This is a genomic window from Mycolicibacter icosiumassiliensis (assembly GCF_900078685.2).
Classification (GTDB): domain Bacteria; phylum Actinomycetota; class Actinomycetes; order Mycobacteriales; family Mycobacteriaceae; genus Mycobacterium; species Mycobacterium icosiumassiliensis.
The window spans coordinates 1228452-1254553 of the sequence record NZ_LT546166.1 but is presented as its reverse complement, the minus strand read 5'-3'; the positions used below and the strand labels follow the sequence as shown (position 1 = coordinate 1254553).

The 26102-nt window shown below is 67.3% G+C and carries 27 protein-coding genes and 2 pseudogenes; 9 read left to right on the top strand and 20 right to left on the bottom strand.

Annotation, left to right across the window (positions count from 1 at the left end):
* Nucleotide 1: 1 nt before the first annotated feature.
* Genes rpsC through rpsJ form a run of 8 tightly spaced genes read right to left on the bottom strand, consistent with a single transcriptional unit; the run spans nucleotide 2 to nucleotide 4573 of the window.
* Nucleotides 2-850, bottom strand: a complete 849-nt coding sequence (rpsC, locus tag BN4346_RS29765; protein ID WP_067969772.1) for a 30S ribosomal protein S3 — start codon at nucleotides 848-850, stop codon at nucleotides 2-4.
* Nucleotides 850-1476, bottom strand: coding sequence for a 50S ribosomal protein L22 (gene rplV, locus BN4346_RS29760; RefSeq protein WP_067969769.1), 627 nt, complete (start codon nucleotides 1474-1476; stop codon nucleotides 850-852). Before rplV ends, rpsC begins: the two co-directional genes overlap by 1 nt.
* The gene (rpsS, locus tag BN4346_RS29755; RefSeq protein ID WP_024440412.1) at nucleotides 1473-1754 is read right to left on the bottom strand and encodes a 30S ribosomal protein S19; all 282 of its coding nucleotides are present in this window, start codon (nucleotides 1752-1754) and stop codon (nucleotides 1473-1475) included. Before rpsS ends, rplV begins: the two co-directional genes overlap by 4 nt.
* A 17-nt stretch (nucleotides 1755-1771) precedes the next feature.
* Nucleotides 1772-2608, bottom strand: coding sequence for a 50S ribosomal protein L2 (rplB, locus tag BN4346_RS29750; protein WP_067969766.1), 837 nt, complete (start codon nucleotides 2606-2608; stop codon nucleotides 1772-1774).
* Nucleotides 2609-2635: 27 nt separating this feature from the next.
* Entirely contained in the window at nucleotides 2636-2938 is a 303-nt protein-coding gene (gene rplW, locus BN4346_RS29745) for a 50S ribosomal protein L23 (RefSeq protein ID WP_046188185.1), read from the bottom strand.
* The gene (gene rplD, locus BN4346_RS29740; protein WP_067969764.1) at nucleotides 2938-3600 is read right to left on the bottom strand and encodes a 50S ribosomal protein L4; all 663 of its coding nucleotides are present in this window, start codon (nucleotides 3598-3600) and stop codon (nucleotides 2938-2940) included. The genes rplW and rplD overlap by 1 nt, the downstream gene beginning before the upstream one ends.
* Nucleotides 3600-4253 carry a 50S ribosomal protein L3 gene (gene rplC / locus BN4346_RS29735; RefSeq protein ID WP_067969760.1) on the bottom strand — a complete coding sequence of 218 codons (654 nt, stop codon included), beginning with the start codon at nucleotides 4251-4253 and terminating at the stop codon, nucleotides 3600-3602. Before rplC ends, rplD begins: the two co-directional genes overlap by 1 nt.
* Before the next feature lie 14 nt (nucleotides 4254-4267).
* Nucleotides 4268-4573, bottom strand: a complete 306-nt coding sequence (gene rpsJ, locus BN4346_RS29730) for a 30S ribosomal protein S10 (protein ID WP_003883485.1) — start codon at nucleotides 4571-4573, stop codon at nucleotides 4268-4270.
* Between the two features lie 457 nt (nucleotides 4574-5030).
* Here rpsJ and BN4346_RS29720 point away from each other — a divergent pair, with 457 nt between their 5' ends.
* A complete protein-coding gene (locus BN4346_RS29720; RefSeq protein ID WP_067969757.1) occupies nucleotides 5031-5504 on the top strand; it encodes a hotdog fold domain-containing protein in 474 nt (157 codons plus the stop codon).
* Nucleotides 5505-5605: 101 nt separating this feature from the next.
* Here the strand turns inward: BN4346_RS29720 and BN4346_RS29715 are convergent, their stop codons facing one another.
* Nucleotides 5606-7258 (bottom strand): carboxylesterase/lipase family protein, encoded by a 1653-nt coding sequence (locus tag BN4346_RS29715; protein ID WP_067969754.1) that lies wholly within the window; start codon nucleotides 7256-7258, stop codon nucleotides 5606-5608.
* 113 nt (nucleotides 7259-7371) lie between these two features.
* On the opposite strand from BN4346_RS29715, the gene BN4346_RS29710 reads away from it, so the two are divergent.
* Entirely contained in the window at nucleotides 7372-8625 is a 1254-nt protein-coding gene (locus BN4346_RS29710; protein ID WP_067969751.1) for a cytochrome P450, read from the top strand.
* Here BN4346_RS29710 and mftG read toward each other — a convergent pair.
* The 7 genes from mftG to mftA all read right to left on the bottom strand — a co-directional run bounded on the left by mftG (nucleotide 8607) and on the right by mftA (nucleotide 15217).
* Entirely contained in the window at nucleotides 8607-10055 is a 1449-nt protein-coding gene (gene mftG, locus BN4346_RS29705; protein ID WP_067969748.1) for a mycofactocin dehydrogenase MftG, read from the bottom strand. The two genes, BN4346_RS29710 and mftG, sit on opposite strands and share 19 nt — an antisense overlap.
* Nucleotides 10056-10061: 6 nt before the next feature.
* The gene (mftF, locus tag BN4346_RS29700; protein ID WP_067969745.1) at nucleotides 10062-11474 is read right to left on the bottom strand and encodes a mycofactocin biosynthesis glycosyltransferase MftF; all 1413 of its coding nucleotides are present in this window, start codon (nucleotides 11472-11474) and stop codon (nucleotides 10062-10064) included.
* Nucleotides 11471-12217 carry a mycofactocin biosynthesis peptidyl-dipeptidase MftE gene (gene mftE, locus BN4346_RS29695; protein ID WP_067969743.1) on the bottom strand — a complete coding sequence of 249 codons (747 nt, stop codon included), beginning with the start codon at nucleotides 12215-12217 and terminating at the stop codon, nucleotides 11471-11473. The genes mftF and mftE overlap by 4 nt, the downstream gene beginning before the upstream one ends.
* Nucleotides 12218-12412: 195 nt before the next feature.
* Complete coding sequence (mftD, locus tag BN4346_RS29690) at nucleotides 12413-13603, bottom strand: pre-mycofactocin synthase MftD (RefSeq protein WP_067969740.1); 1191 nt, start codon at nucleotides 13601-13603, stop codon at nucleotides 12413-12415.
* Nucleotides 13604-13605: 2 nt separating this feature from the next.
* On the bottom strand, nucleotides 13606-14787 hold the full coding sequence (gene mftC / locus BN4346_RS29685; protein ID WP_067969736.1) for a mycofactocin radical SAM maturase: 1182 nt from the start codon (nucleotides 14785-14787) through the stop codon (nucleotides 13606-13608).
* Entirely contained in the window at nucleotides 14784-15089 is a 306-nt protein-coding gene (gene mftB / locus BN4346_RS29680; RefSeq protein WP_067969733.1) for a mycofactocin biosynthesis chaperone MftB, read from the bottom strand. Before mftB ends, mftC begins: the two co-directional genes overlap by 4 nt.
* A 2-nt stretch (nucleotides 15090-15091) precedes the next feature.
* Complete coding sequence (gene mftA, locus BN4346_RS29675; RefSeq protein WP_067969729.1) at nucleotides 15092-15217, bottom strand: mycofactocin precursor MftA; 126 nt, start codon at nucleotides 15215-15217, stop codon at nucleotides 15092-15094.
* Between the two features lie 113 nt (nucleotides 15218-15330).
* Between mftA and mftR the strand changes: the two genes are divergently transcribed.
* From mftR to BN4346_RS29660, 3 genes and pseudogenes are all read left to right on the top strand, one after another.
* Complete coding sequence (mftR, locus tag BN4346_RS29670) at nucleotides 15331-15918, top strand: mycofactocin system transcriptional regulator (RefSeq protein WP_208863277.1); 588 nt, start codon at nucleotides 15331-15333, stop codon at nucleotides 15916-15918.
* Between the two features lie 19 nt (nucleotides 15919-15937).
* Nucleotides 15938-16987, top strand: a complete 1050-nt coding sequence (locus BN4346_RS29665) for a DUF2332 domain-containing protein (RefSeq protein ID WP_407695126.1) — start codon at nucleotides 15938-15940, stop codon at nucleotides 16985-16987.
* 17 nt (nucleotides 16988-17004) lie between these two features.
* A pseudogene (locus BN4346_RS29660) lies at nucleotides 17005-17310 on the top strand (AMP-binding enzyme); the annotation flags it as partial.
* On the opposite strand, the pseudogene BN4346_RS29655 reads toward BN4346_RS29660, so the two are convergent.
* The 3 genes and pseudogenes from BN4346_RS29655 to BN4346_RS29645 all read right to left on the bottom strand — a co-directional run.
* Nucleotides 17306-17473: pseudogene (locus tag BN4346_RS29655) on the bottom strand (thiolase family protein); the annotation flags it as partial. The pseudogenes BN4346_RS29660 and BN4346_RS29655 overlap by 5 nt on opposite strands.
* 16 nt (nucleotides 17474-17489) lie before the next feature.
* The gene (locus BN4346_RS29650; protein WP_067969719.1) at nucleotides 17490-19709 is read right to left on the bottom strand and encodes an acyl-CoA dehydrogenase; all 2220 of its coding nucleotides are present in this window, start codon (nucleotides 19707-19709) and stop codon (nucleotides 17490-17492) included.
* Entirely contained in the window at nucleotides 19706-20620 is a 915-nt protein-coding gene (locus BN4346_RS29645; protein WP_067969716.1) for an IclR family transcriptional regulator, read from the bottom strand. Before BN4346_RS29645 ends, BN4346_RS29650 begins: the two co-directional genes overlap by 4 nt.
* Before the next feature lie 210 nt (nucleotides 20621-20830).
* Between BN4346_RS29645 and BN4346_RS29640 the strand changes: the two genes are divergently transcribed.
* Nucleotides 20831-21586, top strand: a complete 756-nt coding sequence (locus BN4346_RS29640) for a TetR/AcrR family transcriptional regulator (protein WP_067969714.1) — start codon at nucleotides 20831-20833, stop codon at nucleotides 21584-21586.
* Nucleotides 21587-21638: 52 nt separating this feature from the next.
* On the opposite strand, the gene BN4346_RS29635 is transcribed toward BN4346_RS29640, so the two are convergent.
* Nucleotides 21639-23009, bottom strand: a complete 1371-nt coding sequence (locus BN4346_RS29635; protein WP_067969711.1) for an aldehyde dehydrogenase family protein — start codon at nucleotides 23007-23009, stop codon at nucleotides 21639-21641.
* 101 nt (nucleotides 23010-23110) lie between these two features.
* Between BN4346_RS29635 and BN4346_RS29630 the strand changes: the two genes are divergently transcribed.
* From BN4346_RS29630 to dusB, 3 genes are all read left to right on the top strand, one after another.
* A complete protein-coding gene (locus BN4346_RS29630) occupies nucleotides 23111-23695 on the top strand; it encodes a TetR/AcrR family transcriptional regulator (protein ID WP_067969708.1) in 585 nt (194 codons plus the stop codon).
* Between the two features lie 109 nt (nucleotides 23696-23804).
* Nucleotides 23805-24806 carry an acyl-ACP desaturase gene (locus BN4346_RS29625; RefSeq protein ID WP_067969705.1) on the top strand — a complete coding sequence of 334 codons (1002 nt, stop codon included), beginning with the start codon at nucleotides 23805-23807 and terminating at the stop codon, nucleotides 24804-24806.
* Nucleotides 24794-25963: a tRNA dihydrouridine synthase DusB gene (gene dusB / locus BN4346_RS29620; RefSeq protein ID WP_268811491.1), complete on the top strand. Its 1170-nt coding sequence runs from the start codon at nucleotides 24794-24796 to the stop codon at nucleotides 25961-25963. Before BN4346_RS29625 ends, dusB begins: the two co-directional genes overlap by 13 nt.
* The last annotated feature ends 139 nt before the right edge of the window (nucleotides 25964-26102 follow it).

The following is a 26102-nucleotide window of genomic DNA, read 5'->3' as shown; positions in this document are numbered from 1 at the left end:
ATTAGCTCTCCGTGCTCTGCGTTGCCTGCGGCTCCGCGGTCACTGCGCTTTCCTGGACCGTTTCGCCAGCAGCGGCGTTCTCAGTGCTCTCAGCGGCCCGCCCGGCGTCGGTGCTGGTCGCGGTGGTACCCGAGGCGCCGCTGCGGCGCGGGCGGGTGCCCGTCGGGCGCTCCCGGCGCGGACGGTCGGCCGACGGTGCGGCAGCGGACAGCTCGCGCTTGCCACCGACGATGTCGCCCTTGTAGATCCAGACCTTCACGCCGATCCGGCCGAAGGTGGTCTTCGCCTCGTACAGCCCGTAGTCGATGTCGGCCCGCAGCGTGTGCAGCGGCACCCGACCCTCGCGGTAGAACTCCGAGCGGCTCATCTCAGCACCGCCGAGGCGGCCCGAGCACTGCACCCGGATGCCCTTCACGTTGGGCTGACGCATCGCCGACTGGATCGCCTTGCGCATCGCGCGACGGAACGCCACACGGTTGCTCAGCTGCTCGGCGACGCCCTGGGCAACCAGCTGCGCCGTCGACTCGGGGTTCTTGACCTCGAGGATGTTCAGCTGCACCTGCTTGCCGGTCAGCTTCTCCAGGTCGGCACGGATCCGGTCGGCCTCGGTGCCGCGGCGGCCGATGACGATGCCCGGACGAGCCGTGTGGATGTCGACGCGGACCCGGTCCCGGGTGCGCTCGATCTCGACGTCGGCGATACCGGCGCGCTCGAGGCCACTCGAGAGCAGCCGGCGGATCGCCACGTCTTCCTTGACGTAGTCCGCGTACTGCTTGTCGGCGTACCACCGCGACTTCCAGTCGGTGGTGATCCCGAGCCGGAAGCCGTGCGGGTTGATCTTCTGGCCCATTACTCCGAGCCCTCCTTCGCGTCGGACGTCTCAGGCGCCTTCTTGGTTGCCGCCTTCTTGGCGGGCGCCTTCTTCGCCGCCGCTTTCTCAGTCGTCTTCTCGGCAGCCTTGGCTGCGGAAGCCTTCTTGGCCGGCGCCTTCTCGGTCGCCTTGGCCGCCGAAGCCTTCTTGGCCGGGGCCGTCGCGCCCGCCTGCTGGGAGGCGGCCTTGCTGCCCTGCGCACGACGCGCCCGCGCAGCGCTGGCGGACTGTGCCGAGCCGCCACCGGTGGACGGCCGGCTCTCCACCACCACAGTGATGTGGCTGGTGCGCCGACGGATCCGGTACGCACGCCCCTGGGCGCGCGGCTTGATCCGCTTGGCGGTCGGGCCCTCGTCGGCGAAGACGGAGGCCACCACGAGGGTGGACGGGTCCAGGCCGTCGTTGTTCTGGGCGTTGGCAGCCGCGCTGGCGATGACCTTGGCCACCGGCAGGCTGGCCTGCTGCGGTGCCCAGCGCAGGATGTCCAATGCCTCGGACACCGACTTGCCACGGACCAGGTTGATCACCCGGCGGGCTTTGCTGGCCGAGATACCCACATGGCGGGCCTTGGCGACAGCGGACGGGAATTCAGTCGTAACGCTCACCGGCGCTTAGCCTTCCGGTCGTCTTTGATGTGTCCCTTGAAGGTGCGCGTCGGAGCAAATTCGCCGAGCTTGTGCCCGACCATCGACTCGGTGACGAATACCGGGACGTGCTTGCGGCCGTCGTGAACGGCGAACGTGTGCCCGATGAAGTCCGGGATGATCGTCGACCGACGTGACCAGGTCTTGATGACCTGCTTGGTGTTCTTCTCGTTCTGAACGTCGACCTTCTTGAGCACATGCTCGTCGACGAACGGACCCTTCTTGAGGCTGCGTGGCATCGCTTTCCCTCCGATTCCTAGCGCTTCTTGCCGGTGCGCCGGCGTCGGACGATGAGCTTGTCGCTGGGCTTGTTCGGCCGGCGGGTGCGACCCTCCGGCTTGCCCCACGGGCTGACCGGGTGCCGGCCGCCGGAGGTCTTGCCCTCACCACCACCGTGCGGGTGGTCCACCGGGTTCATGACCACACCACGGACGGTCGGGCGCTTGCCCTTCCACCGCATACGGCCGGCCTTGCCCCAGTTGATGTTGGCCTGCTCGGCGTTGCCCACCTCGCCGACGGTGGCGCGGCAGCGCACGTCGACGCGGCGGATCTCACCGGAGGGCATACGCAGCGAGGCGTAGGCGCCTTCCTTACCCAGCAGCTGAATGCTGGAGCCAGCGGAGCGGGCCATCTTGGCGCCACCACCGGGACGCAGCTCCACCGCGTGCACCAGGGTGCCCGCGGGGATGTTGCGCAGCGGCAGGTTGTTGCCGGGCTTGATGTCGGCGTTGGCGCCCGACTCGACCACGTCGCCCTGCGACAGACCCTGCGGGGCGATGATGTAGCGCTTCTCGCCGTCCAGGTAGTGCAACAGCGCGATGCGGGCGGTGCGGTTCGGGTCGTACTCGATGTGCGCGACCTTCGCGTTGACGCCGTCCTTGTCGTGCCGACGGAAGTCGATCACGCGGTAGGCACGCTTGTGACCGCCACCCTTGTGCCGGGTGGTGATCCGGCCGTGGGCGTTACGCCCACCGTGGCCGTGCAGCGGCCGAACCAGCGACTTCTCCGGATGAGAGCGGGTGAGCTCAGCGAAATCGGAGACGCTGGCACCGCGACGACCGGGGGTCGTCGGCTTGTACTTGCGGATTCCCATGTCAGTTAGATCTCTCTCTCACGCCGGTCAGGCCGGTGCGGCGAACAGGTCGATCGGCTTGCTGCCGGGCGCCAGAGTCACAATGGCGCGCTTGGTGTCTTTGCGCTTGCCGTAGCCGGTCTTGGACCGCTTGCGCTTGCCCGGCCGGTTCGCGGTGTTCACCGACGCAACCTTGACCGCGAAGATCTTCTCGATCGCGATCTTGATCTGCGTCTTGTTCGTGTCGGGTCGCACCACGAACGTGTACACGTTGTTCTCGATCAGCCCGTAGGACTTCTCGGAGATGACCGGCGCGAGGATGATGTCGCGGGGGTCGGTGATGGTCGCCATCAGGCCGAAACCTCCTGAGCGGTGGTGTGCGCTGCGTTTCCAGCGATGTAGGCGTTCAAGGCCTCGACGCTGAACACCACGTCGTCGGCACGCAGCACATCGTGGGTGTTGAGCTGGTCCGGGGACAGGATGTGCACACCCGGCAGGTTGCGCACGCTCTTGGCGCCCGTCTCGTCGGCCCGGCCGATGACCACCAGCACCTGCTTGCGGTCAGTGATCGAGCCCAGGAACGTCTTGGCGTCCTTGGTCGACGGGGTCTGTCCGCTCACCAGCTCGGTGACCGCGTGGATCCGGCCGTTGCGCGCCCGGTCCGACAACGCTCCGCGCAGGGCGGCGGCGATCATCTTCTTCGGGGTGCGCTGGCTGTAGTCGCGCGGCTTGGGGCCGTGCACCACGCCACCACCGGTGAACTGCGGCGCCCGGGTCGAACCCTGACGGGCCCGGCCGGTTCCCTTCTGCCGGTAAGGCTTACGGCCACCGCCGCTGACCTCACCGCGGGTCTTGGTGGAGTGCGTACCCTGACGGGCCGCGGCCAACTGAGCGATCACCACCTGGTGCATGAGCGCGATGTTGGCGGGAGCGTCGAACAGCTCGGCGGGCAGCTCAACCGAGCCGCTGGACTTGCCGTCCGGAGTCTTGACGTCAATCTTGATGCCGGCCATTACTTCTCACCCTTTTTGATCGCGCTGCGGACCAGAACCAGCCCACCGTTGCGGCCCGGAATGGCGCCCTTGATCAACAGCACACCGTTCTCGGCGTCAACCTTGTGCACCACCAGGTTCTGGGTGGTGACGCGGTCGTTGCCCATCCGGCCCGACATCCGGGTGCCCTTGAACACCCGGCCGGGGGTCGAGCAGCCACCGATCGAACCCGGCCGGCGGTGCACTGCCTGGGCGCCGTGACCGGCGCCCTGGCCGCGGAAGCCGTGCCGCTTCATGGTGCCGGCGTAGCCCTTGCCCTTGGAGGTTCCGGTGACGTCGACGTAGCTGCCGTCTTGGAAGATTTCAGCGGTCAGCTCCTGGCCGACCTCGTAGGCGCCGGCAGCGGCCTCGTCGTCGAGACGCAGCTCGGCGAGGTGACGGCGGGGGTTGACGCCCGCGGCGGCGTACTGACCGGTGACCGGCTTGTTCACCTTGCGGGGGCTGATCTCGCCGTAGGCGAGCTGCACGGCGCTGTAGCCGTCGCGCTCGGGGGTGCGGATGCGGGTGACCACATTGGGCCCGGCCTTGACGACCGTGACCGGCACGACCTTGTTGTTCTCGTCGAACACCTGCGTCATGCCCAGTTTGGTACCCAAAATACCTTTGCGTGCCATGGTTTTCGGTGCTCCTACTGGATGTTTACGTCGACGCTGGCCGGCAGATCGATGCGCATCAAGGCGTCAACGGTCTTCGGCGTGGGATCGAGGATGTCGATCAACCGCTTGTGGGTGCGCATCTCGAAGTGCTCCCGCGAGTCCTTGTACTTGTGCGGGGACCGGATAACGCAATACACGTTCTTTTCGGTCGGCAGCGGCACCGGGCCGACTACGGACGCACCGGTACGAGTGACCGTCTCAACGATCTTGCGCGCCGAGGCGTCAATCGCCTCGTGGTCGTAGGCCTTGAGCCTGATGCGGATCTTTTGTCCCGCCACGCTTCTGCTACCTCACTCCTGCAAAGGGGGTCCGTTTTTCGAACCCTTTGTGCCCCAGCTCGTCTGTTTCGGACCCGTGGGTCCGGTGTCGACACTGCGCTGGGCGCTACCGCCGCTGTTTACCTGTCCTGGTCCACCGGTCCCCGCGGTCGGGCGTGTCGCCCGCACACGGCCTCGTGCACGGTGAAAAAGCTCCGTACAGCGAGAATGGGACCGGACGCGCCCGGGTGGGCGCTGGTCGTATGCCCAGCCAGGGACAACCCCGGCGCAGGCGAACCTGAATAGTATGCCCCAGATCGGGTCAGCGGCCAAATCCCCGCGGTTCAGCGAGGCTCGACGAAGGAGCGGCGACGCTGGAACCGCGGCATCAACCCAGCGATAGCGCTCTCGGGTCTTCGGACCGGCAATCGCGGAGCCGCCCGGCAGTCGACCTTACTTGCCGGTAAGATAGGTCGTTGTGACCGGATCTACCAGTACTTATCAAACATGGCGACGACTGGCGGGCATCCCCGGCGGCACCCGGCTGTTCTCGGCCGCGGCGATGGCCCGGGTCCCCTACTTCGCCTCGGTGCTGCCGCACGTGGTCCGGATGGAGCCTGGGCTCGCCGAGGTGCTGGTGCCCAAGTGGCCGTTCGTCTACAACCATCTGCACACCGTGCACGCGATCGCGTCCTGCAACGCGGCTGAAGTCGCGATGGGGATGTTGATGGAGGCCACCGTGCCGCGCAGCCACCGCTGGATCCCCAAGGCCATGAACGTGGCCTATCTGGCCAAGGCGACGACTTCGTTGCGGGCGACCGCCCGGCTGGACCCACCGGACTTCGGCGCGATCACCGAAGGTACGGAGGTCGTGGTGCCGGTCAGCATCACCGACAAGGCCGGCCTCGAAGTGGTGCATGCCGACATCACCACCTGGGTCACGCCGGCCTGATCGCTACCGAACCCGCCCGCTCCGCCGCCGAGCGTGTACTGAGTCCGAGATTTCGGGATTCTTCGTACTGAGTACACGCTCGGCGCATGAGGGGGCACAGGTCAGCCGCGGATGGTCGCCCAGAAGTCGCACTGGTGCTCGGCGGCGTAGTCGGTGATCATCCGACTGCCGTCGGTGCGCAGTGACATCCACCGCCGGTCGGGCCCCGTTCCGATCGCTGGCCAGTCGGGTTGGTCGACGGCGATCGGCGCACCGGTCACCACGAACCCGGTCCAGTACTCGATCATCTGGTCGGACAGCCTGCGTTGGGCGGAGTCCAGCGGCGGGGCGCCGCCGATGTCGAACAGATAGCGCATCTCCAGGGAGTGAGTGGCGCCGATCGGGAACGGCACCTGGTCGTACAACTCCGGGGCCGGCGCGTGCGGGTCGTCGAATTCGTAGCCGTAGACGGGGGCGCCGCCTGCCAGACCGCGGGCCATCCGGTCGGCCAGGCAGGCGAAGATGTCGTCAGTCGCAGCGGCCGCGTAGGCCAGCGAGACGCTGCCGTCGAACCCGGCCGGCGGATAGTGCTCGGCCACCGCGGCGGCGGAGTCCTGGCCGAAGGTGTCGCTGAGCTCGTCGGGGTATTCCCCGGCGGTGATCTCCTGGCCGACGCGTAGATAGCGCAGCGCGACGAACATGGTGAACTCGTCACGGTTGACTCCGAGCAGCACCGGCTTGCCCGCGGGGCCGCCCTTACCCGGGGGCTCCCGGAACACCCGCACCGGATCCTGGGGCAGCAGCGCGCCGCCGACTACCGGGCCGCTGAGGTGATCCGTGCCGAATCGCGAGTACCACAGCGGCGTGGTCAGCCGGTCCGGTGGCAACGCCCGCAGGCACGACGCGATCTGCTCATCAGGGTCCTGCTGCGCCGTGCCCCGCTCGCCACACCCCAGGGAGTCGGTGTATTCGCGGCTGATCCGCTGCGCTTCTGGCACCTCGACCTGGGCCTGGCACGGCCCGCTCTGGATGATCGCGGACCGGAACAGGCCAGCCGAGTCCGGTGCGACCAGGTGGTCGCAGACCGACATGCCGCCGGCGGACTCGCCGGCGATCGTCACTTTGTCTGGGTCACCGCCGAATTCGTCGATGTTGTCGCGAACCCAACGCAGCGCCGCCTGCTGGTCGGCCAGGCCGTAGTTGCCGGGGTCCCCCAGTGCGGGGTCGGCCAGGAAGCCCAGCGCGCCCAGCCGGTAGTTGATGGTGACGACGATGATGCGTCCGCGGACGGCGAGCCGTTGCGCGTGGTAGATGTCACCGGCCCCCCGCATGAAACTGCCGCCGTGGATCCACACCATGACCGGCAGCGGCTCGGCAGCCGAGCCGGTAGGCGTCCAGACGTTGAGCGTCAGGCAGTCTTCGCTGATCGGATCGACGTCGGCGGCATCCGGTTGGATGCACCAAGGCCCGCGCCGGACCGCGTCACGCACGCCCGGCCACGCCGGCATCGGCGCCGGCGGTTGCCACCGCAACGGCCCAACCGGCGGCGCGGCGTATGGAATACCTTGAAACAGCCGGTGATCCGGCCCGACGGTTCCCCTCAGCAGGCCGGAGCCGGTCCGCACAATATCGGCGTTGAGTGCAACCGCACGAGCACCCACGCTCGGGTGCGACGCCGCCCCGTCGGAGGGCGCGCACCCGGCCGCTAACACCGCAGTCAGCGCCAGAACGACAGCACCGACCCTGCGACCCCAGCGGCACGATCCGATCGACATGACCGAAGAGCCTAATCGGGACGGATCAGCCCAAAGCGTCGCCACGACGGGTGACTATCCGCAACACTGAGCTCAAACCTGACACGTGTCAAAATGTGGACTAGGAGCAGGGTGTGAGCGCACCGATCACCGACCAGGCCGCGCAGGTGTTCGTCGACCCCCGCGCCTACGCCGACGAACCCCGCCTGCACGCGGCCCTGACCCATCTGCGCGCCCACGCACCGGTGTCCCTGGTCGATCGTCGGCCCTACCGTCCGTTCTGGGCCATCACCCGGCACGCCGACATCATGGAGATCGAACGCGACAACCAGCAGTGGATCAACGCACCGCGTCCACTGCTGGCACCCGCCGACGCCGACGACCTGCAGCGCTCCTTGCTGGAGTCGGGGATGGGCCTGCGGACCCTGATCCACATGGACGATCCGCAACACCACAAGATGCGCGTAATCGTCGCAGATTGGTTCCGCCCCAAGGCGATGCGAACGCTCAAGACCCGCATTGACGAGCTCGCCCAGCGATACGTCGAGAAAATGGTGCAGCTCGGACCGGAATGCGACTTCGTCCAGGAGGTCGCGGTCAACTACCCGCTGTTCGTCATCATGTCACTGCTGGGCCTGCCGGAAACGGACTTTCCCCGCATGCTGCGGCTGACCCAGGAACTGTTCGGCGGCGACGACGAGGAGTACCGCCGCGGCTTGACTCCCGAGGAGCAGCTGCCGGTGCTGCTCGACTTCTTCTCCTACTTCGGGGCGCTCACCGCGGCGCGGCGAGCACAACCCACCGAGGACCTGGCCTCCACGATCGCCAACGCAACCATCGACGGCGCGCCGCTGTCGGACGTGGACACCGCCTCCTACTACGTCATCATCGCCACCGCCGGCCACGACACCACCAGCGCAGCGATCGGCGGCGGCCTGCGCGCACTCATCGAACATCCGCAGCAGCGCGAGCGGCTCCGCGCCGACCTGCGCCTGATGCCGACTGCGGTCGAGGAGATCATCCGCTGGGTGACGCCGGTCAAGGAATTCATGCGCACCGCCACCGCCGACACCGAGGTACGCGGCGTGCCGATCGCCGAGGGCGAATCGGTCTATCTGTCCTACGTTTCGGCCAACCGCGACGAGGACGTGTTCGATGACCCGTTCGCCTTCGACGTCGGGCGCGATCCCAATAAGCATCTGGCTTTCGGCCATGGCGTGCACTTCTGCGTGGGATCCGCCTTGGCGCGCATGGAGATCAGCAGCTTCTTCAGTGCCTTGTTGCCGCGGCTGGAAGCCATCGAACTGGCCGGCGAGCCACTGCTGGTTTCGACGACGTTCGTCGGCGGCCTCAAGCACCTGCCGATCCGCTACCGACTGCGGTCCTGACCTGACAGCAGTGTCACAGCCCGGTGCGCGAGCATCGCGATAGTCGCGTGCGGCCCGCGACTGGTGATCCGGGGCAGCGCCGAGCCGTCGATCACCCACAGCCCGTCGATGCCACGCACCCGGCACTGCCCGTCGAGCACCGCTGCCTGATCGCCGTCACCGCCGATCGGCGCGCTACCGCACAGGTGTTGTGATGTCGACCAGCGCGGCTCTGCAGCAACGTCTTTCACTCCGACTATCTCTTCGACCAGCTCCACTCCACGTTGCAACGCCGCCAGATCTTCCGGCTCGGAGTCATAGCGGTGTTCGATGCGAGGCAGTACCTGCGGGTCCGCCGAGACCAGGCTTATCCGACCTCGAGCTTGCGGAGTCATCAGCGCCACCCCGATCTGCGGCTGATCGGGTGTGTCGGTCTCGCCGACCATCGCGGCGAAACCACTGGTGTAGGGCCGGATCTCCACGTTGTCATGGTGCAGCACCGTCTCCAGCACGGGCCGGCCCGGCGCACCCGGCCATTGGGCTGCCACCAGCCATTCCGGGTGATCTGCGCAGTGAGCGCCGACCGGAAGCGCTGCCCTTACCGCGACGCCGGCATCGCGCAGCATCGCCTCTTCACCTACACCGGACAGCATCAACAGATGTGCTGATCCGATTGCCCCGGCGCACAATATGATTCGGTCTGCTGTCAGCGTGACGGGGCCCTGCTCACCGATCGCGTGCACTGCTACGGCTCGATCTGCCTCGATGGCGACCCGTATCGCTCGGGTCTGGGTGAGCACCGTGAGATTGTCCCGCGCCAGCGCGGGCCGCAGGAACGCCATACCCGGTCCGGTACGCACGCCGTCGGCCGTGACGTTGAGCGGCACCGCGCCCGCGCCGGATTGTCCCGCCAGCGTCGCATCGTTGAGGTCATCGATCCAGCCGAACCCTGATCGCTGCACGGCATCATTGAATCGCTTTGCGCTATCACACATTTCCCGGACGCGACGAACGGGTATCGGGCCGCTGTCGCCGTGTTGGGGGCCCTGGAAGTCAAGGTCAGTCTCAACGGCCCGAAATGACTCCAGCACCTGCGGCCACGTCCAACCCGCGGGGTATCCAGCGAAGTCCGACGGGAGCCCCCGGCAGAAATACCCCCCGTTGACCGCGCCGGAGCCGCCGAAGGTCGCACCCCGCACGATGGTCACCGCGTTGTCGGCCTTGCTGATCAACTCGGAGCGGTATCGACGCACCAGCGTGCTGGTAGGGCCGATCGGTAAAGTCAGAGCGTCCGCGGTCTGCGCAGCCACAACCGGATCCTCAGGGCCAGGACCTGATTCCAGTACCGTGACCTGGTACGCAGGATCTGCCGAGAGCATCGCCGCGACAATCGATCCCGCACTTCCAGCCCCCACCACCAGTGCATCGCTGTGCACCACCCGAACGGTCAAGGCGACCTAGCTGCCAATCTGCGGCTTGAGTGCAGAAAGGTTACGTTCGCGCACCACACCGGTCCACAGGCCGGCGCCGTAGGCCAGATCGTCCACCCGCTTGAGCAGCAGATAGGCAGGCAGTCCCAGGGGACGGGAATCGTCTTCACTACGGGCGTGCCGCAGCCAATCCACCACCCCGTCGGCGACCGCCGCCAGCAGGAGCGCCCTGCGGCATCGCTGTGACAGACACGCGGCCAGCAATGCGGCGGGCCAGTAATGCCGACACAGGGCCGAGGCGAGCTGCAGTCCGGCGCTCGCCAGTCCACGCAACGTCACCAACAGTACATCTGCCGGCGCGGTGTCTGGGCCTCGCATGGATCGGGCAACCCGATGTCCGGTCAGCGCGGCGATCGCCAACGAGACCAGGTAGCCCAACGCCGAGCCGAGCGCCATCAGCGCCCAACCCGCCAGCGCCCACCCGGAGATCACCATGGGTGCGGCTTTGTCCGGGGGACGGGCCGACAGCGGAGCTGCCGATCCCCCGTAAAAAGCCTTGCGCGCCACCCAGTCCCGTAGCTCTACCCGATGATCGTGGGCGACCTGCGCAATCGGCTCGTAACGCAGCCTGCTGCCCGCGTCCACCAAGCGCCAGCACAGGTCGACGTCTTCGCCGGAATGCAGTGCCTCGTCGAAGCCGCCCAACTCCCGTAGCGTCGCGGAGCGGCAGATGATCGCCGCACTGGGGACGTAGGCGACCTTGCCGTAGGGCACCACCGGCGCCTCGCAGCAGCCCAGGTCCAGCGACGAACGGATGGCCTCGTACCGCGCGATCAGGTGTCCGCTGTCGGCCATACCGACGATGCGGGGAGCGACCAGTGCCACGGCCGGGTCGCAGAAGTGCCCCAACAGCGCCTCCAGCCAGCCCCGGCGCGGCACCACATCGGAATCCAGGAACGCCACGAAATCCGTCGTGCAGGCCATCAACCCGGTGTTACGTGCGGCCGCCGGCCCCCGGCTCTCCGGGTGGCGCAGGACCTGAACCTCGCAGCAGTGTGCTGCGGTCAGGTCTTCTTGGCGGATCGGGACCTGCGACCCGTCATCCACCACCACGACACGCAGACCGCGTAGTGTCTCCAGCAGTCGTTGCAGCCCAACGATGTTGTCCCGCACTGGGATAACGACTGTCACGTCTCGATACGATGGCCCGCCTGCCGGCCGCGGGTGGGCAACGGTGGCGTCGAGCAGGGTACGGGCCAGTTGTGCGCTGACGGCGTCGTGTACTTCCAAACGGCCGTCGGACAGCATCCCCTGGGCGGCCGGCGCCAACCGGAGCAGTCGGGTCGGCGAACCGCCCAACAGCGTCGATCCACGCCCCAGGACCCGCACCTTCCGGTCGACCTGCACGGCGAACCCGTCAGGCAGCCGAGCCGCGGTCATCGCAGCATCCCGTCCGGCCTGGGCGCCCAGGCGCCGATGGCCGCCAGGCCGGCATCGGCCATCTCGCCGAAGAGTCGCTGCCCTTCGCCGGCGGTGGCGGTGGTCGGATCACCCAGCACCCCGACTGCGCTCACTGCGGCGACACCGCCATCGCGCATCGCCGGCAGCAGCTGCGCCAACGGGGCGCTGTTGCCCGGCAGCACCCGGTCGAACCTCACACTGTCCGGCGAAAGATGTAGCAGCAGAGATGTTTCAGCGTGACCGGCATGGGCATCGGCGCCCGCGGCGGCACACGGAAGCCAGGCCACCTCACGGCCTTCAAACCGCAGCCGGCGTACCGCCTCGCCCAATGCGGGCACATTGCCGCCGTGGCCGTTTACGAAGACCACCCGCTGCGCCCAGCAGCAGGCGGAGCGGCCGTACTCCAGGAGAAGCTGGATCAGCGCCCCGGTGCCGATCGAGATGGTTCCAGCAAAGCTCTGATGCTCGCCGCTGGCTCCGTAGGCGATGGCCGGCGCGACTGCCCAGCCGTACCCCGTGCCGGCGCCGGCCGACCGCTCGGCCAGCTCCTGGGCGAGCGCCTGTGCGATCCGGGTATCGGTGTCCAGCGGTAGGTGCGGGCCGTGCTGCTCAGTCGACCCCACCGGGACCAGAAGCGTCATTCCCAGCCCCGACAGTTGGCTCTCTAGCTGGTTCTGCAGCTCGCTCCAGGTCGAACTACCAAGCCCGCCGCCAACCGCCATCGGACGATGGTAAGCGAATTCACCTGTCGTACACCAGTTGTTGACAAGTACGACAGGTGAAAATTTTTCGCCCCGGGGCCACGGAATGCTCGCGCGTGATCACGTCCGTCCCGTCCGCCACGGGCGTATCAGGACTGACCCTGATTTGGCAGGTGGGCGCGCTCGTCCGACGAGCGGCGGACCGGGGCCGCCCGACTAAACCTCGGCGGCGGGCACGCCGAGCGCCCGGGCGAATCCGGCCGGAATCAGGATGTCGTCCGTCGACAGATCGTGCACCGAGGCCCGGCCGAGGCCCATCAGGGCCGAGTCGATACCGCCCCGAAGGATGTCCAAGACGTTCTCCACCCCGGGTTGGCCGGCGGCGCCCAGCCCCCATAGGTAGGCGCGTCCGATCATCACGGCACGCGCACCCAGCGCCACCGCCTTGACGACGTCGCTGCCCCGTCGGATGCCACCGTCCAGCAACACCTCGATCTGGTCGCCCACCGCCTCGGCGATGGCCGGGAGAGCCCGGATCGCCGCCGGGGTGCCGTCCAGGTTGTTGCCGCCGTGGTTGGAGACTGAGATCGCCGAAACACCGGCATCCACAGCACGTTTCGCGTCATCCACCCGCATCACGCCTTTGAGCATGAACGGGCCGCCCCACAGCTCACGCAGCCAGGCGATGTCTTCCCAGGTCGGCGGCGGGGTGCCCATCCATTCCCCATAGGCTTGGAAGAACGGCGGTCCGGCCTCGCCTCGACCGGCTTGGTTGGGCACCCGCAGGCTCGGCGGACGCATGGTCTTGGCCCACCGAAGGAACCATCCCGGCCTGGTGAGAGCCTCCGGCATCATCTTGACCATCGTCTTGAGGTCCATCTTCTCCGGGATGGTGGGGCTGCCCCAGTCCCGCCCGTGCGAGAAGCTCCAGTCGGTGGTGGCGATCATTCCGACGGCCCCCGCTGCCCGGGCGCGCTCCACCCGCTCGGCGATGGCGTCGCGTCCGCCCAGCCAGTAGATCTGAAAGAAGGTCTTGGGGTTGGCCGCGATGACCTCTTCCATCGGCTTGCTGGCAAACGACGAGAGACCCATCGCGGTGCCGCGCGCCGCTGCCGCTCGCGCGACGGCCACCTCGCCATCCGGGTCGACCGCTTGCACGCCGGTCGGCGAGATCATCACCGGCATCGAGATCTCTTGCCCCATAACCGTTGTCGATAGTTCACGGCTGGCCGGCGCACCTACCACGTGCGGGGCGAATCCCAGTTCGCTGAACGCCGCCACGTTGTCGCTGACCGTCAGGCCCTTTTCGCTGGCCGAGATCAGCGAAGAGTACGCAGACTTCGGAAGCCGCTTTTTTGCTCGCTCCTGGGCAATAGCAACGGTTTCGAACCAGACATCACGAGCCATGATCAGATTGGACTTTCATTGCAGAGGCGGGCCGGCGGACGCATGTTCAGCGTCAACGGCACCACAGTGGTGATCGGCTTGCCGCGGGAATGGTCCGCGGCCGGGCGCGGCTTGCTGCGGTCGGCGGCCAGCGCGGGTGCGCCGTAGCCCTGGACGCATTCTGGATCGGGGCCATCCAGCGGCAGGCCGGTGAAGAATTTGGCGGCCATGCAGCCGCCCCGGCAGCTGTCGTAGTGGTCGCAGCTTCCGCAAGCTCCAGCGGACTGCGGTTCCCGCAGTTCACGAAAGAGCGGGGCATTCTTCCAGACGTTGTCGAAACCGCTGTCGGACAACACGTTTCCGGCAAGGAAGCGGTCGTGGATGGCGAATGGGCAGGCGTAGACATCGCCCACGGGGTCGATGAGGCACACCACCCGCCCGGCGCCACACATGTTCAGCCCGGCCAGCGCGCCGGGCGCGCCCAGTCCGGACAGGTGAAAGAAAGAGTCACCGGTAAGCACCCGCTCCCCGTTGGCCACCAGCCAGTCGTAGAGCTGGACCTGCTGGTCGGCGGTCGGATGCAGGTCGTCCCACACGTCGGCACCTCGCCCCGATGGGCGCAGCCGGGTGATGCGCAGCGTGGCTCCGTAGCGGCTGGCCAACGCGGCAAAGTCGTCAAGCTGATCGATGTTGTGGCGGGTTGCCACGACCGAGATCTTGGCGTCGGAGAATCCGGCCGCGGCCAGGTTCTCCAGCGCCCGGATCGCCATGTCGAACGAGCCGGAGCCGCGGATCGGATCGTTGACCTCAGCGGTGGCACCATCGAGGGAGATCTGGACATCGACGTAGTCGCTGGCCGCCAGCTTGGTCGCCACCTCGGGGGTGATCCGCAGACCGTTGGTGGAGAACTTCACGCCGACGTGGTGCTCGGTGGCGTAGTCCACCAGCTCCCAAAAGTCCGAGCGCACAGTGGGTTCCCCGCCACCGATATTGACGTAGAACACCTGCATGCGTTCCAGCTCGTCGATGATGTCCTTGCATTGCTGCGTCGACAGCTCGCGCGGATCGCGCTTGCCCGAGGACGACAGGCAGTGCACGCACGCCAGGTTGCAGGCGTAGGTCAGCTCCCACGTCAAGCAGATCGGAGCGTCAAGGCCGTGCTCGAATTGTTCGATAAGCCGGGGCACCGGTGCCACGGATGTCATTGGCCCTCCCTGGGCATCAGCATCTTTGAATCCGCCAACACGCCAAGGGCGTGCAGGTAAGGACCCTGGTCGGCATCGTCGACTCCGGCTGCGCGGCAGGCGGATCGGACATCGTCGTGGTCTGCAAGAGACCGCACCACCTCAACGATGGTGCGGTTCTTCAAGAACGACAATTTACGGGTACCGAAGTGGTACAGCAGCGCACCAAACGGCTCCGGACGGAGCGCCACCTGCGGGTGCAGCCCCCAGCCGCGGTCGGGGTCGAACGCTGTTGCCTCCGAGGCCACGGCGACCTCCGGCATGGTCAGTAGACGCCGCACATGCCGTCGATGGACACCTCTTCGACCAGGGTCTCGGTGACGATCTCTGAGTTCGATGTCGCCGACGAAGCGGCTCCGGCGGAGCTATCGATCTTTTGGTTCTGGTCCATGACGCAGGCCTTTCTCACATGGGGTTCGACAACGGACTGTCGTGTCGGTCACAATCTCGGACAGAATATGGCATCGAGTGCCGTAAAGGAAGTAGGGCTGCCAGATGGGCGCTATGCCGGATCCGCACCCCCGCGCTGGGCGGCGTCGCTCCACCACCCCTGCGCACATCACCGACGTGGCCATCGACCTGTTCGCCGCCCGAGGATTCGGTGAGGTCAGCGTCGACGACGTAGCGCAGGCCGCCGGCATCGGCCGTCGCACGGTGTTCCGGTACTACGCCTCGAAGAACGCCATCCCGTGGGGCGACTTCGACGCGCACCTGCACCAGCTGCGGGAACTGCTGGACGGTATCGCGCCCGCGGCGCCGCTCGGTGACGCACTGCGTGCGGCACTGTTGGCGTTCAACACCTTCGACGAAAGCGAGACGGCGCGCCATCGGCGGCGGATGCGGGTGATCCTGCAGACCGATGAGCTGCAAGCCTATTCGATGACGATGTACGCCGGCTGGCGCAATGTCATCGCGGAGTTCGTGGCACGCCGGGCGGGCCTTGGCTCCGATGACCTGCGGCCGCAGACGGTGGCGTGGATGATGCTGGGGGTGGCGCTCAGCGCCTACGAACGCTGGCTGGGCGATGAGTCACTGGCCTTGCCACAGGTTCTCGGCCAGGCGTTCGACGCCATCCGCGGTGGCCTGGACTGACGCGGCGACATGGAGGCACCTGGTGAAACATGAGCACCTGTCCGCGGTCTTCGCCCAGCAGGCAGGCGCCTGCCGCGCGCTGGGTTCGCCGATGTACGGGGAATTGCTGACGCAGATTGTCGACGACATCGCGGCCAACGGGGTGTTCACCGAGGTGCTCGCCGGTCATGAGGACGATCCCGGGCCGTCGGCGTTGGCGTTGCGGCTGCTCGGTGGCCTACACCGGCTGGTTCTCGACGGTCGCGCACCGAGGTTGCGCCGCTGGTATCCCAGCGTCGGCGGCGCCTGGGACGCCGCGTCCGCCTGGCCCGATGTCGTTGGCGTCGCGCAAAGCCAGATCGGCGAGCTGCGGTCGGCATTGGGACATCCGCCGCAAACCAACGAGGTCGGCCGCTCGGCAGCTCTGATCGGGGCACTGCTGTTCCTATTACGCCAGTTCCCTTTGCCAATAAGGCTTTTCGAGATCGGTGCGAGCGCGGGACTGAATCTGCGAGCCGACTGTTACCGGTACCTGTTCGCCGGAGGCCAGTGGGGACCGGCCAATTCGCCCGTCGTGATCGACGACGCGTGGCTCGCCAGGAGGCCGCCGGACAGCGAGCTGCGGATCGTCGAGCGTCACGGCTTCGATATCGAGCCCGTTGACATCATCGACGACGACGGCCGGCTCACGCTGCTCAGCTATATCTGGCCGGATATGCCGGTGCGGCTGCGCCGATTGGAGGCGGCGATCCGCATCGCCCGCCGCGTCCCCGCGAGCCTGGACCGGGCGCCGGCAGCCGAGGCTGTCCAGAGAGTGGGCATCGCTCGGGGCTCCCTCACGGTCTTGTGGCACTCGGTGACCTGGCAGTACCTGAGCGCGCTCGAGCAGCGTCAGGTCAACGCCCGGGTTGCCAGCCTTGCCGAGCAGGCCGACACCGCAGCCCCATTCGTATGGCTGACACTTGAACCCCAACGACGCAGCCCGGATTCACCACACGAGTTCTTGGTGCGGGCCCGTTGCTGGCCCGGAGGCACCGACCAGATCCTCGGAGTCAGCACACCGCATGGCCCGCCGGTCATCTGGGAGTAGATGACACCCATATCTTTACGATCAACTCCGGTGGGGAGAAGATCTTCGCCGAAGAGGTCGAGACAGCGCTTGCGTCGCATCCGGGTGTGGTCGACGTGGTGGTCGCGGGCCGGCCCAGTGAACGCTGGGGCCAGGAGGTGGTGGCCGTGGTGGCGCTCGCCGAGGACGCCGCCATCACGGCCGCCGAGCTCATCGAGCATGCGGGTGGGTCGCTGGCCCGCTACAAGCTGCCCAAGGCCGTCGTCTTCCGGTCGACGATCGTGCGCAGCCCGGCCGGCAAGGCCGACTACCGGTGGGCGCGCGAGCAGGCCGAGCAGGGCTGACGGTGCCGTTGACGAGTTCGCCCGGCAGGCCCGTGTCGGCCAGTGCCGCCGCACTCAACTCCGCCCACTGCCCCAGGGTGAACGGGGCCGGGGTGGCCTTGTTCAGCCGTTCCGGTGGCAGCTCGACGTAGCCTCCGATCGCGGCGTCTCCGCGTAGCCCCATGTGGATGTCCTTCATCCTATTTGCGGGGCAGGCCAAGAATCATCTGGGCGATGATGTTCAGCTGAATTTCCTTGGTACCGCCGCCAATCAGCTCGGCCGGAGACAGCAGATACGGCTCGACGACGGCCGGATCGGAGTCGGCGACCATCGCCAGTCGCCCGACGGTCGCCAATGTCGCGTGGAAGGTGCGGCGCAGCAGCACGTTCATCGCCACTTTCGCGATGCTCGATGACGCTCCGAGGCCCTCGCCATCGAGCAGCCGGATGGTCTCGCGTACACCGAGCGCCCTGATTGCGTTGGCGTACGCGTCGAGTTCTCCCAGCGCCCGCAGTGCGTCATCGCGCGATCCGCCCGGGACCGCGGCGATGGCCCGCAGCGCCACAGCCCGGTCGTTCTCGACGTATCCACTGATGGCGGTGCGCTCCTCGGCCATGGTGGCGATCGCCAACTGCCAGCCTTCGGTGGGCTCCCCCAGCAGCATCTCGTCGGGCACGAAGACGTCGGTGAGGAACACTTCGTTGAATTCGGCTGCCCCGGTGGCCATCACGATCGGCTGGACTTCGATGCCCGGCGAGCGCATGTCCACGATGAAGTAGCCGATCCCGCGATGTTTGGCCACCGCGGGGTCGGTACGGGCCAGCAGTGCGCCGTAGTCGGCGCGCTGCGCCGCCGAGGTCCAGATCTTGTGACCGTTGATGCGCCATCCGCCATCGACCTTGACGGCGCGGGTGGCCAACGACGCCAGGTCGGAGCCGGCCCCCGGCTCGGAAAACAGTTGGCACCAGGCGAGTTCGCCGCGCTGTGTCGGCGGAATCAGCCGCCGCTGCAGCGCATCCGGTGCGGCGCGTACCAGCGACGGCAGGATCCATTCGGCGATGCCCAGTGACGGCCGAACCAGCCCGGGTCGTTTGGCGAACTCCTCGATGATGATCAGCTGCTGCAATGGGGAGGCATCCAGTCCCCACGGCGGGGGCCACTGCGGGGCGATCAGTCCAGCGTCGGCGATCAGCGTCCGTTGCGGGCCCGTTTCGAAGTGCGGGTAGTCGCCTTGGCGTCCCGGGCCGTCGTTGACCAACTGTTGGGCGGCGTCGAGAGTCGCGGCGACACCTGCCCGGAACTCGGCTTCCGCGCCGCCGAGATCGACGGCGAAGTCCCGCGACCGCGCGACGGTCAGCTCACCGAGTCGACGAGCCCAGTCGGTGGCCGCGCCGATCGACGCGGCGATGCTGGTGGCGCGGCGCCAATACAGGTGCAGATCGTGCTCCCAGGTGAACCCGATGGCGCCGAACATCGTCAAGGTGTCGAACACGGTGTCCGGACACGGTGTGACCGCCGTCAGCGCCGCGGTGGCGGCGGCGATGCGATGCTGCTCCACGGAGTCCGTGACGGCTCGCAGTGCGTCCCAGGCTGCGGCGCAGGCTAATTCGGCGTTGACCAGCAACATGGCCGCTTGGTGCTGCAATGCCTGAAAGGTGCCGATCCGGACGCCGAACTGTTCCCGGGTGTGCAGGTGGGCGGTGGCCGCCTCGACGCACCACCCGGCGATGCCGGCGCATACCGCTGCGGCCAGACCCACGGCGAGGTACTCCGCACGCTCGGGGTCGATCCCGGCCAGGACGTCGCGGGGGCTCGCCCGGTGGTTCGCCAGGGTGATCGTGGCTAGGTCGGTGAGCAGGTCGGTGCCGGCCACCGGCTGGATCACCGCTCGGGCTGTGTCGACCACGGTCCAGAGATCGGTCCCGTCGTCGCAGCGGGCACAGATCAGCGCGAGCCGGGCCGAACAGGCCCCCGCGACAACCTCCGAGGCGCCGCTGATCAGCCAGCCGTCGCCTGCTCGTTGCGCGACGAAATCCGACTGCCCGGCAAGCACGACGGCCGCCGGTGCACCGCCGGCAAGGGCACGCAGATATTCCTCCCGCGCCGGCATGGCCTCGGCGAGCAGACCGACCGCGCCGGCGGTCACCGTCGGCAGCAGCGGCCCCGGCAGGGACACCGTTCCCGCGGCCTCCAAGACCGCGGCGACGTCGAGCAACCCTCCGCCCTGTCCGCCGTACTGTTCGGGCAGGTGAATCGCGTGAAATCCGTTGACTACCAGGTCGTCCCACCATGCCGGCAGTTCCCCGGCCGCCAGCGCGTCGAAGGCCTTGCGGGTGTCGGCCATGGGTGCGTGCCGGCCGGCGAACTGTCGCAACGACTCACCGAGCTGACGTTGTTCGGCGCTGAGCGTCACGCTCACGAGCTCTCCTCATGTTCTCCACGCGCGGTCCACTGGGATTGGATACGCGCGGCGGTCTCTCGCACGGCCGCACCGAGATCGGCGACCTCCGTGGCGGTCAGGGCGGTGAACGGGGCAACTCCCACCGACATCGCGACCGCCCCGTCGATGTCGCGGACCGGTGCCGAGACACTGGCGATCGGATGCCGCTCGGTACCACCGAGCTCGTCGGGCAGGTAATCGACCTCGGTGAGATCGGCGAAGGCCGTGGCCACCCGGGCGGTGATCTCATCGGGCTCGCCGTCGGCGGCCAGCGCCTGCAACGCCGAGTACACCCGGACATATTCGCGGCTCATCCGGTCGATCGCGTAGCCGCGCCGACCGACCTCGTCGAGTACGGCAGCCAGCCGGCACCGCAGCCGCGGAGACGGCGCGCCCAGCCCGGAGAGCCATTCCTTCTTGACCTGCTCGCCGGCCCCGGCGAGGAACTCACGGCCAAACGGCGCCACCAGCGGGATCCGGAATCCGGCGCCCAGCCGCAGCCCGACGATCGACTCACCGACCGAATCGGTCACCACCACCGTCGTGCCCTGGCGAACACCGAGGATCACCTGTCGGCCGACCGTGTCGAAGAGCCGCTGCAACTCCGGCCGGAATGCCTTCCGGTTGACCGGGCGGGCCAACGCGGCTAGAGCCGGCCCCCAGCAATAGCCGCCCGAATGCCGGTCCCGCACCAGCCATTGCCGGTTGGCCAAGGTCGCGAGGATTGCGTGGCAAGTGCCGTGGCTGATGCCCAAGGTGTGCGAGATCTCCGAGAGGGAGAAATGCCGTTCCGGGTCGGCGGCCAGCAGCTCCAGGATCCGGATCACGCGCTCGGTCGGCGGCGAAGAGACCGCACGAACCGCGCCACCCCCACCTGCCGCTGCCGTCATATTTTCGAAACTTACGTCGAATAGTCGACGCTGGCAAACCTAGCAGTCGCGTTAGCCGGCGCCCAACCGCGCAGCACCGGTCGCGCACATACTTAGGGGCGCCTTACCGTGATCTTTACGGCAGTGAGACGTCAACGAACCGACGCCAAAAGATGCAGGTAGCTTCGACGGCGATGAGCCGGTCGTCAGGCCAGAAAGGAACTTCCCGCAGTGGCAAAGCAGCCAGTCGCCCAGAAACGGCAGCGGCGCGAACGTGGATCGATCAACCCCGATGACATCATCGAGGGCGCGTTCGAACTCGCCCAACAGATCGGGGTCGACAACCTGAGCATGCCATTGCTCGGCAAGCAGCTCGGCGTCGGCGTGACGAGCATCTACTGGTACTTCCGCAAGAAGGATGACCTTCTCAATGCGATGGCCACCCGGGCCCTGAGCCAGTACACCTTCGCCACCCCGTACGTGGAGGCCACAGACTGGCGCCGCACGCTCAGCAATCACGCACACAGCATGCGAGCGACGTTTCTGGAGAACCCGATCCTGTGCGACCTCATCCTGATTCGGGCCGCATTGAGTCCGCGGACCGCACGCCGCAGCGCCCAGGAAGTGGAGCGCGCGATCGCCAGCCTGGTGGAGGCCGGCCTTTCGCCTCAGGACGCCTTCGACACCTATTCGACGGTCTCGGTGCACACCCGTGGGTCGGTGGTCCTGCAGCGCCTCTACGAGAAGACCCGGCTATCGGATGCCCGGGGGACGTCCGATTTCGACGAGGCTCCCGTTATCGACCCAGTAGCGACCCCGCTGCTGGCGGCGATCACCAAGCAGGGTCGTCGAGTCGGCGCAGCCGACGATGCCAACTTCGAATACGGTCTCAACTGCATCCTCGATCAAGCCGAGCGGCTGATCGAGAAGAACACCAAGCCGGCACGGCGTGGCGCCGCGCCGGCTTCGTCCGCAAGGGCTCGTTAGGCCTCCATCACGACAACGCCGTGCCCTACGAATAAGCACCGGCCAGCGGCTCTCAGCCGGCGACGCCGACCCCGTAGCCCAAAGTGCTCTTGGTCTCCAGGTATTCGTGGAATCCGGCGTCGCTCCATTCGCGGCCGTTGCCGCTGCGCTTGTAGCCGCCGAACGGTGCGTTCAGGTCGAAGGCGTGGTTGATCGCGACCCAGCCGGCCCGGATCCGGCGGGCAATTGCCCGCGCAGCGTCGATGTCGGCGCCCGAGACATAGCCGGCCAGACCGTACTCCGTGTCGTTGGCGATCTCGACGGCCTCGTCGAGATCGTCGTAGCCGAGGATGCACAGCACCGGACCGAAGTAGCCGGTGTCGAGCCCGGCCGGCCGGCCGGCGCCGCCGGCAGCCACCGTGGCACCCTCGGCGATGCCCTGCTCGATCAGGCCCTGCACCTTGGCGAACTGCGCCGCTGACGCCACCGGGCCGATCGCCTTCGGATCGGCGGGGTCGCCGACCTTCACCTGTTCGGCGACCGCATGAGCGATCGCGATGGCCTCGTCCATCCGCGAGTTCGGCACCAGCATCCGGGACGGCGCGTTACAGCTCTGCCCGGAGTTGACCATCATGGTCGACACCCCGGCGGTGACGCTGTCGACGAATGCGTCGTCGTCGAGCACGATGTTGGCGCTCTTGCCACCCAGCTCCTGGGTCACCCGCTTCACGGTCGGCGCTGCGTTCTCTGCCACCGCGACGCCGGCGCGGGTGGAGCCGGTGAACGACACCATGTCGACGTCCGGGTGCCGCGACAGCGCCACGCCCACCCCTGGTCCGTCGCCGTTGACCATGTTGTACACGCCGGCCGGGACGCCCGCGGCGGCCATGATCTCGGTAAAGATGTAGGCCGAGAACGGCGCGACCTCAGAGGGCTTCAGCACCATGGTGCAGCCGGTGGACAACGCCGGGTAGACCTTCACCGCGATCTGGTTCAGCGGCCAGTTCCACGGTGTGATGAGCCCGCATACCCCGATCGGGTCGCGTTCGACCAGGGTGTCTCCACGCTGCTCGCTGAACGAGAAGTTCTTCAGCGCATCGATCGCGGTGACGAGATGACCGGCCCCGAGGTTGACCTGGACTCCGGCGGCCAGGCTGGGCGGCGCCCCCATCTCCTCGCTCACCGCGTCGGCCAGGTCGCCGCTGCGCCGTTGGTACTCGGCGAGGATCGCCTGCAGCAGATCCAGCCGCTCCGCGCGGCTGCTCTGCGACCAGCGGCCAAAGGCGCGCCGGGCTGCGGCCACCGCGAGGTCGACGTCTGCCGCGGTACCGAGCGCGATCTTCCCGCAGACCTTTTCGGTGGCCGGGTTGTCGACGTCGAGCATCTTCGCTTCGGCCGGGTTCACCCACCGGCCGTCGATGTAGAACTGGGTGTATTCGCGCATCACAACACTCCTTCGACTACGAGCCGCGCCTTGATGGACATTCACATCGACGGCGGGCATATTGACTGCTTATGTTGCCAAGAAAAGCCTTAGAGGATGGTGTGCCGTCCGGTCAACGCCGGGGCCGCTGGTCGGGGGTCCCACTGGCCGAGCGTCAGGCCCTGCGCCGCGACGAATTCATCACCGCCGGCGTACAGCTTCTTGGCGACGCAAACGGTCCCACGCTGACCATCCGGTCGGTCTGCCGCGCGACTGGGCTGACCGAACGCTACTTCTACGAGAGCTTCACCGACCGCGACGAATTCGTGCGCGAGATATACGACGACGTATGCACGCGCGCGTTGGCGACATTGCTGTCGGCCCACGACCCTCGCGATGCGGTGGAATGCTTCGTCACGATGATGGTCGACGACCCGGCCCGCGGCCGGGTTCTGTTACTCGCCCCGGAGAGTGAACCGATCCTGTATCGCGCCGGAGCGAGATGGATGCCGGACTTCATCGTGATGCTGCAGAACACCCTCACCCGAATCGGCGAACCGGCTGTCCAGCAGATGGTGGCGACCGGGCTGATCGGCGCCCTGACCACCCTGTTCGCCGCCTATCTGAACGGCCAGCTCACGGCCAGCCGCGCCCAATTCATTGATTTCTGCGTCGACATGCTGCTCAGCGCACGGGCCCAACGGTAGGACCGGACGGGGACAACCACCCGAACACGCACCGTGAAAAACTTGATGCTACCGACCGACACAGATATATTGCCTGCAACTAGTCGACACAGATATCTGGGGAGCTGGCATGACGCGGGAATGGTCCGACGTGGAGTTGCTGCACGAGCTCGAGCCTGTCGTGGAGAAACTCATCAACCGACACTTCTCCATGGCCAAGGACTGGAACCCCCACGACTACATCCCTTGGTCGGACGGCAAGAACTACTACGCGCTCGGCGGGCAGGATTGGCATCCTGAGCAGTCGAAACTGTCCGAGGTCGCCCGTACCGCGATGGTGCAGAACCTGCTGACCGAGGACAACCTGCCCTCATATCACCGCGAGATCGCGATGAACTTCACCATGGACGCCCCCTGGGGCACCTGGGTCAACCGCTGGACCGCAGAGGAGAACCGCCACGGTATCGCCCTGCGCGACTACCTGGTGGTCACCCGCAACTGCGACCCCATCGAACTGGAGACGCTGCGGATGGAGACCGTCAACCGCGGTTTCAGCCCGGGCCAGAACCACCAGGTCCAAGACGACCTGTTCGCCGAGAGCCTGTTCGACTCGGTCATCTATGTCAGCTTCCAGGAGCTGGCCACCCGGATCTCGCACCGCAACACCGGCCAGGCCTGCAACGACCCCATCGCCGACCAGCTGCTGGCGCGGATCTCGCACGACGAGAACCTGCACATGATCTTCTACCGCGACATCAGCGCCGTCGGCTTCGACCTCGCGCCCGAACAGGCGATGCGCTCGCTGCACCGGGTGCTGGCCAACTTCCAGATGCCCGGATTCGTCGTCCCGGAATTCCGCCGCAAGGCCGTGATCATCGCGGTCGGCGGTGTCTACGACCCGATGATCCACCGCGACGACGTGGTGATGCCGGTGCTGAAGAAGTGGGGCATCCTCGAACGCTCCTTCACCGGCGAAGCGGCTCGCTACCAGGAGGAGATCGGCAAGATCGTCGCCGAGTTGGACGACACCTGCGCGAAATTCGAGCTGGCCAAGCAACGCCGGCTCGAGCGGGAGGCCAAGATGGCCGAGAAGCGCGCCGCCAAGAAGGTGCTGGAGCCATCAGCGTCGTAGGTCTGGCGGCGGCGCGGCCCGCGCTGCGGATCGGTTCGCTTCAGCTCGCCAGCCCCGTGGTGCTGGCCCCGATGGCCGGCGTCACCAACGTCGCATTCCGCACGCTCTGCCGCGAGCTGGAACAATCCCGGGCCGGAACGGTCAGCGGGCTCTACGTCTGCGAGATGGTGACCGCACGCGCGCTCGTCGAACGGCACCCCGCCACCCTGCACATGACGACGTTCGCGCCGGACGAGTCACCGCGCTCGCTTCAGCTCTACACCGTCGACCCAGACACCACCTACGCCGCGGCGAAGATGATCGCCGATGAAGGTCTCGCCGACCACATCGACATGAATTTCGGCTGTCCGGTGCCCAAGGTGACCCGCCTCGGCGGCGGGTCGGCACTGCCCTACAAGCGCCGGCTGTTCGGCAACATCGTCGCCGCAGCAGTGCGCGGCACGGCCGGCACCGACATTCCCGTGACCGTGAAATTCCGGATCGGCATCGACGACGCCACCCACACCCATCTGGACGCCGGGCGCATCGCCGAGGCCGAAGGTGCCGCGGCGGTGGCCCTGCACGCCCGGACCGCATCGCAGCGCTACTCCGGCACCGCCGACTGGGAGCAGATCGCGGCGCTCAAGGCGCAGGTCCGTTCGATTCCGGTTCTGGGCAACGGCGACATCTTCGAGGCCGGCGATGCCTTGGCCATGATGGCAGCCACCGGATGCGACGGTGTGGTGATCGGCCGCGGCTGCCTGGGGCGCCCGTGGTTGTTTGGCGAGCTCTCGACGGCTTTCGCGGGCCGGCCCGCCCCCACGCCTCCCACGCTGGGCGAAGTCGCCGACATCATCCGCCGCCACGGCGAGCTGCTGGCCCAGCATTTCGGCGAGGACAAGGGCATGCGCGAGATCCGCAAGCACGTGGCCTGGTACCTGCACGGGTTCCCCGCCGGTTCCGACCTGCGGCGCGAGCTGGCGATGGTGAACACGCTGGCCGAGCTCGACGAATTGCTGACGCAGCTGGACGGATCGATCCCCTTCCCCGCGGCTGCCACCGGCCCTCGCGGACGCCAGGGATCTCCGGCCAAGGTCACCCTGCCCGAAGGGTGGTTGGACGACCCCGACGACTGTGCGGTGCCAACCGGGGCGGACATTATGCACTCAGGTGGCTGAAATGAGACTTTGTCGACATCGCGTGTCTGGAAAGTTCTCAGTAGACTAAGTACCTTATTACCCCAGGCAGGGATTGCCCCTGCGAGGGCAGACGCAGGCGCGGAGACCAATGCCGATCATCCACACCGCGCCGACGTGC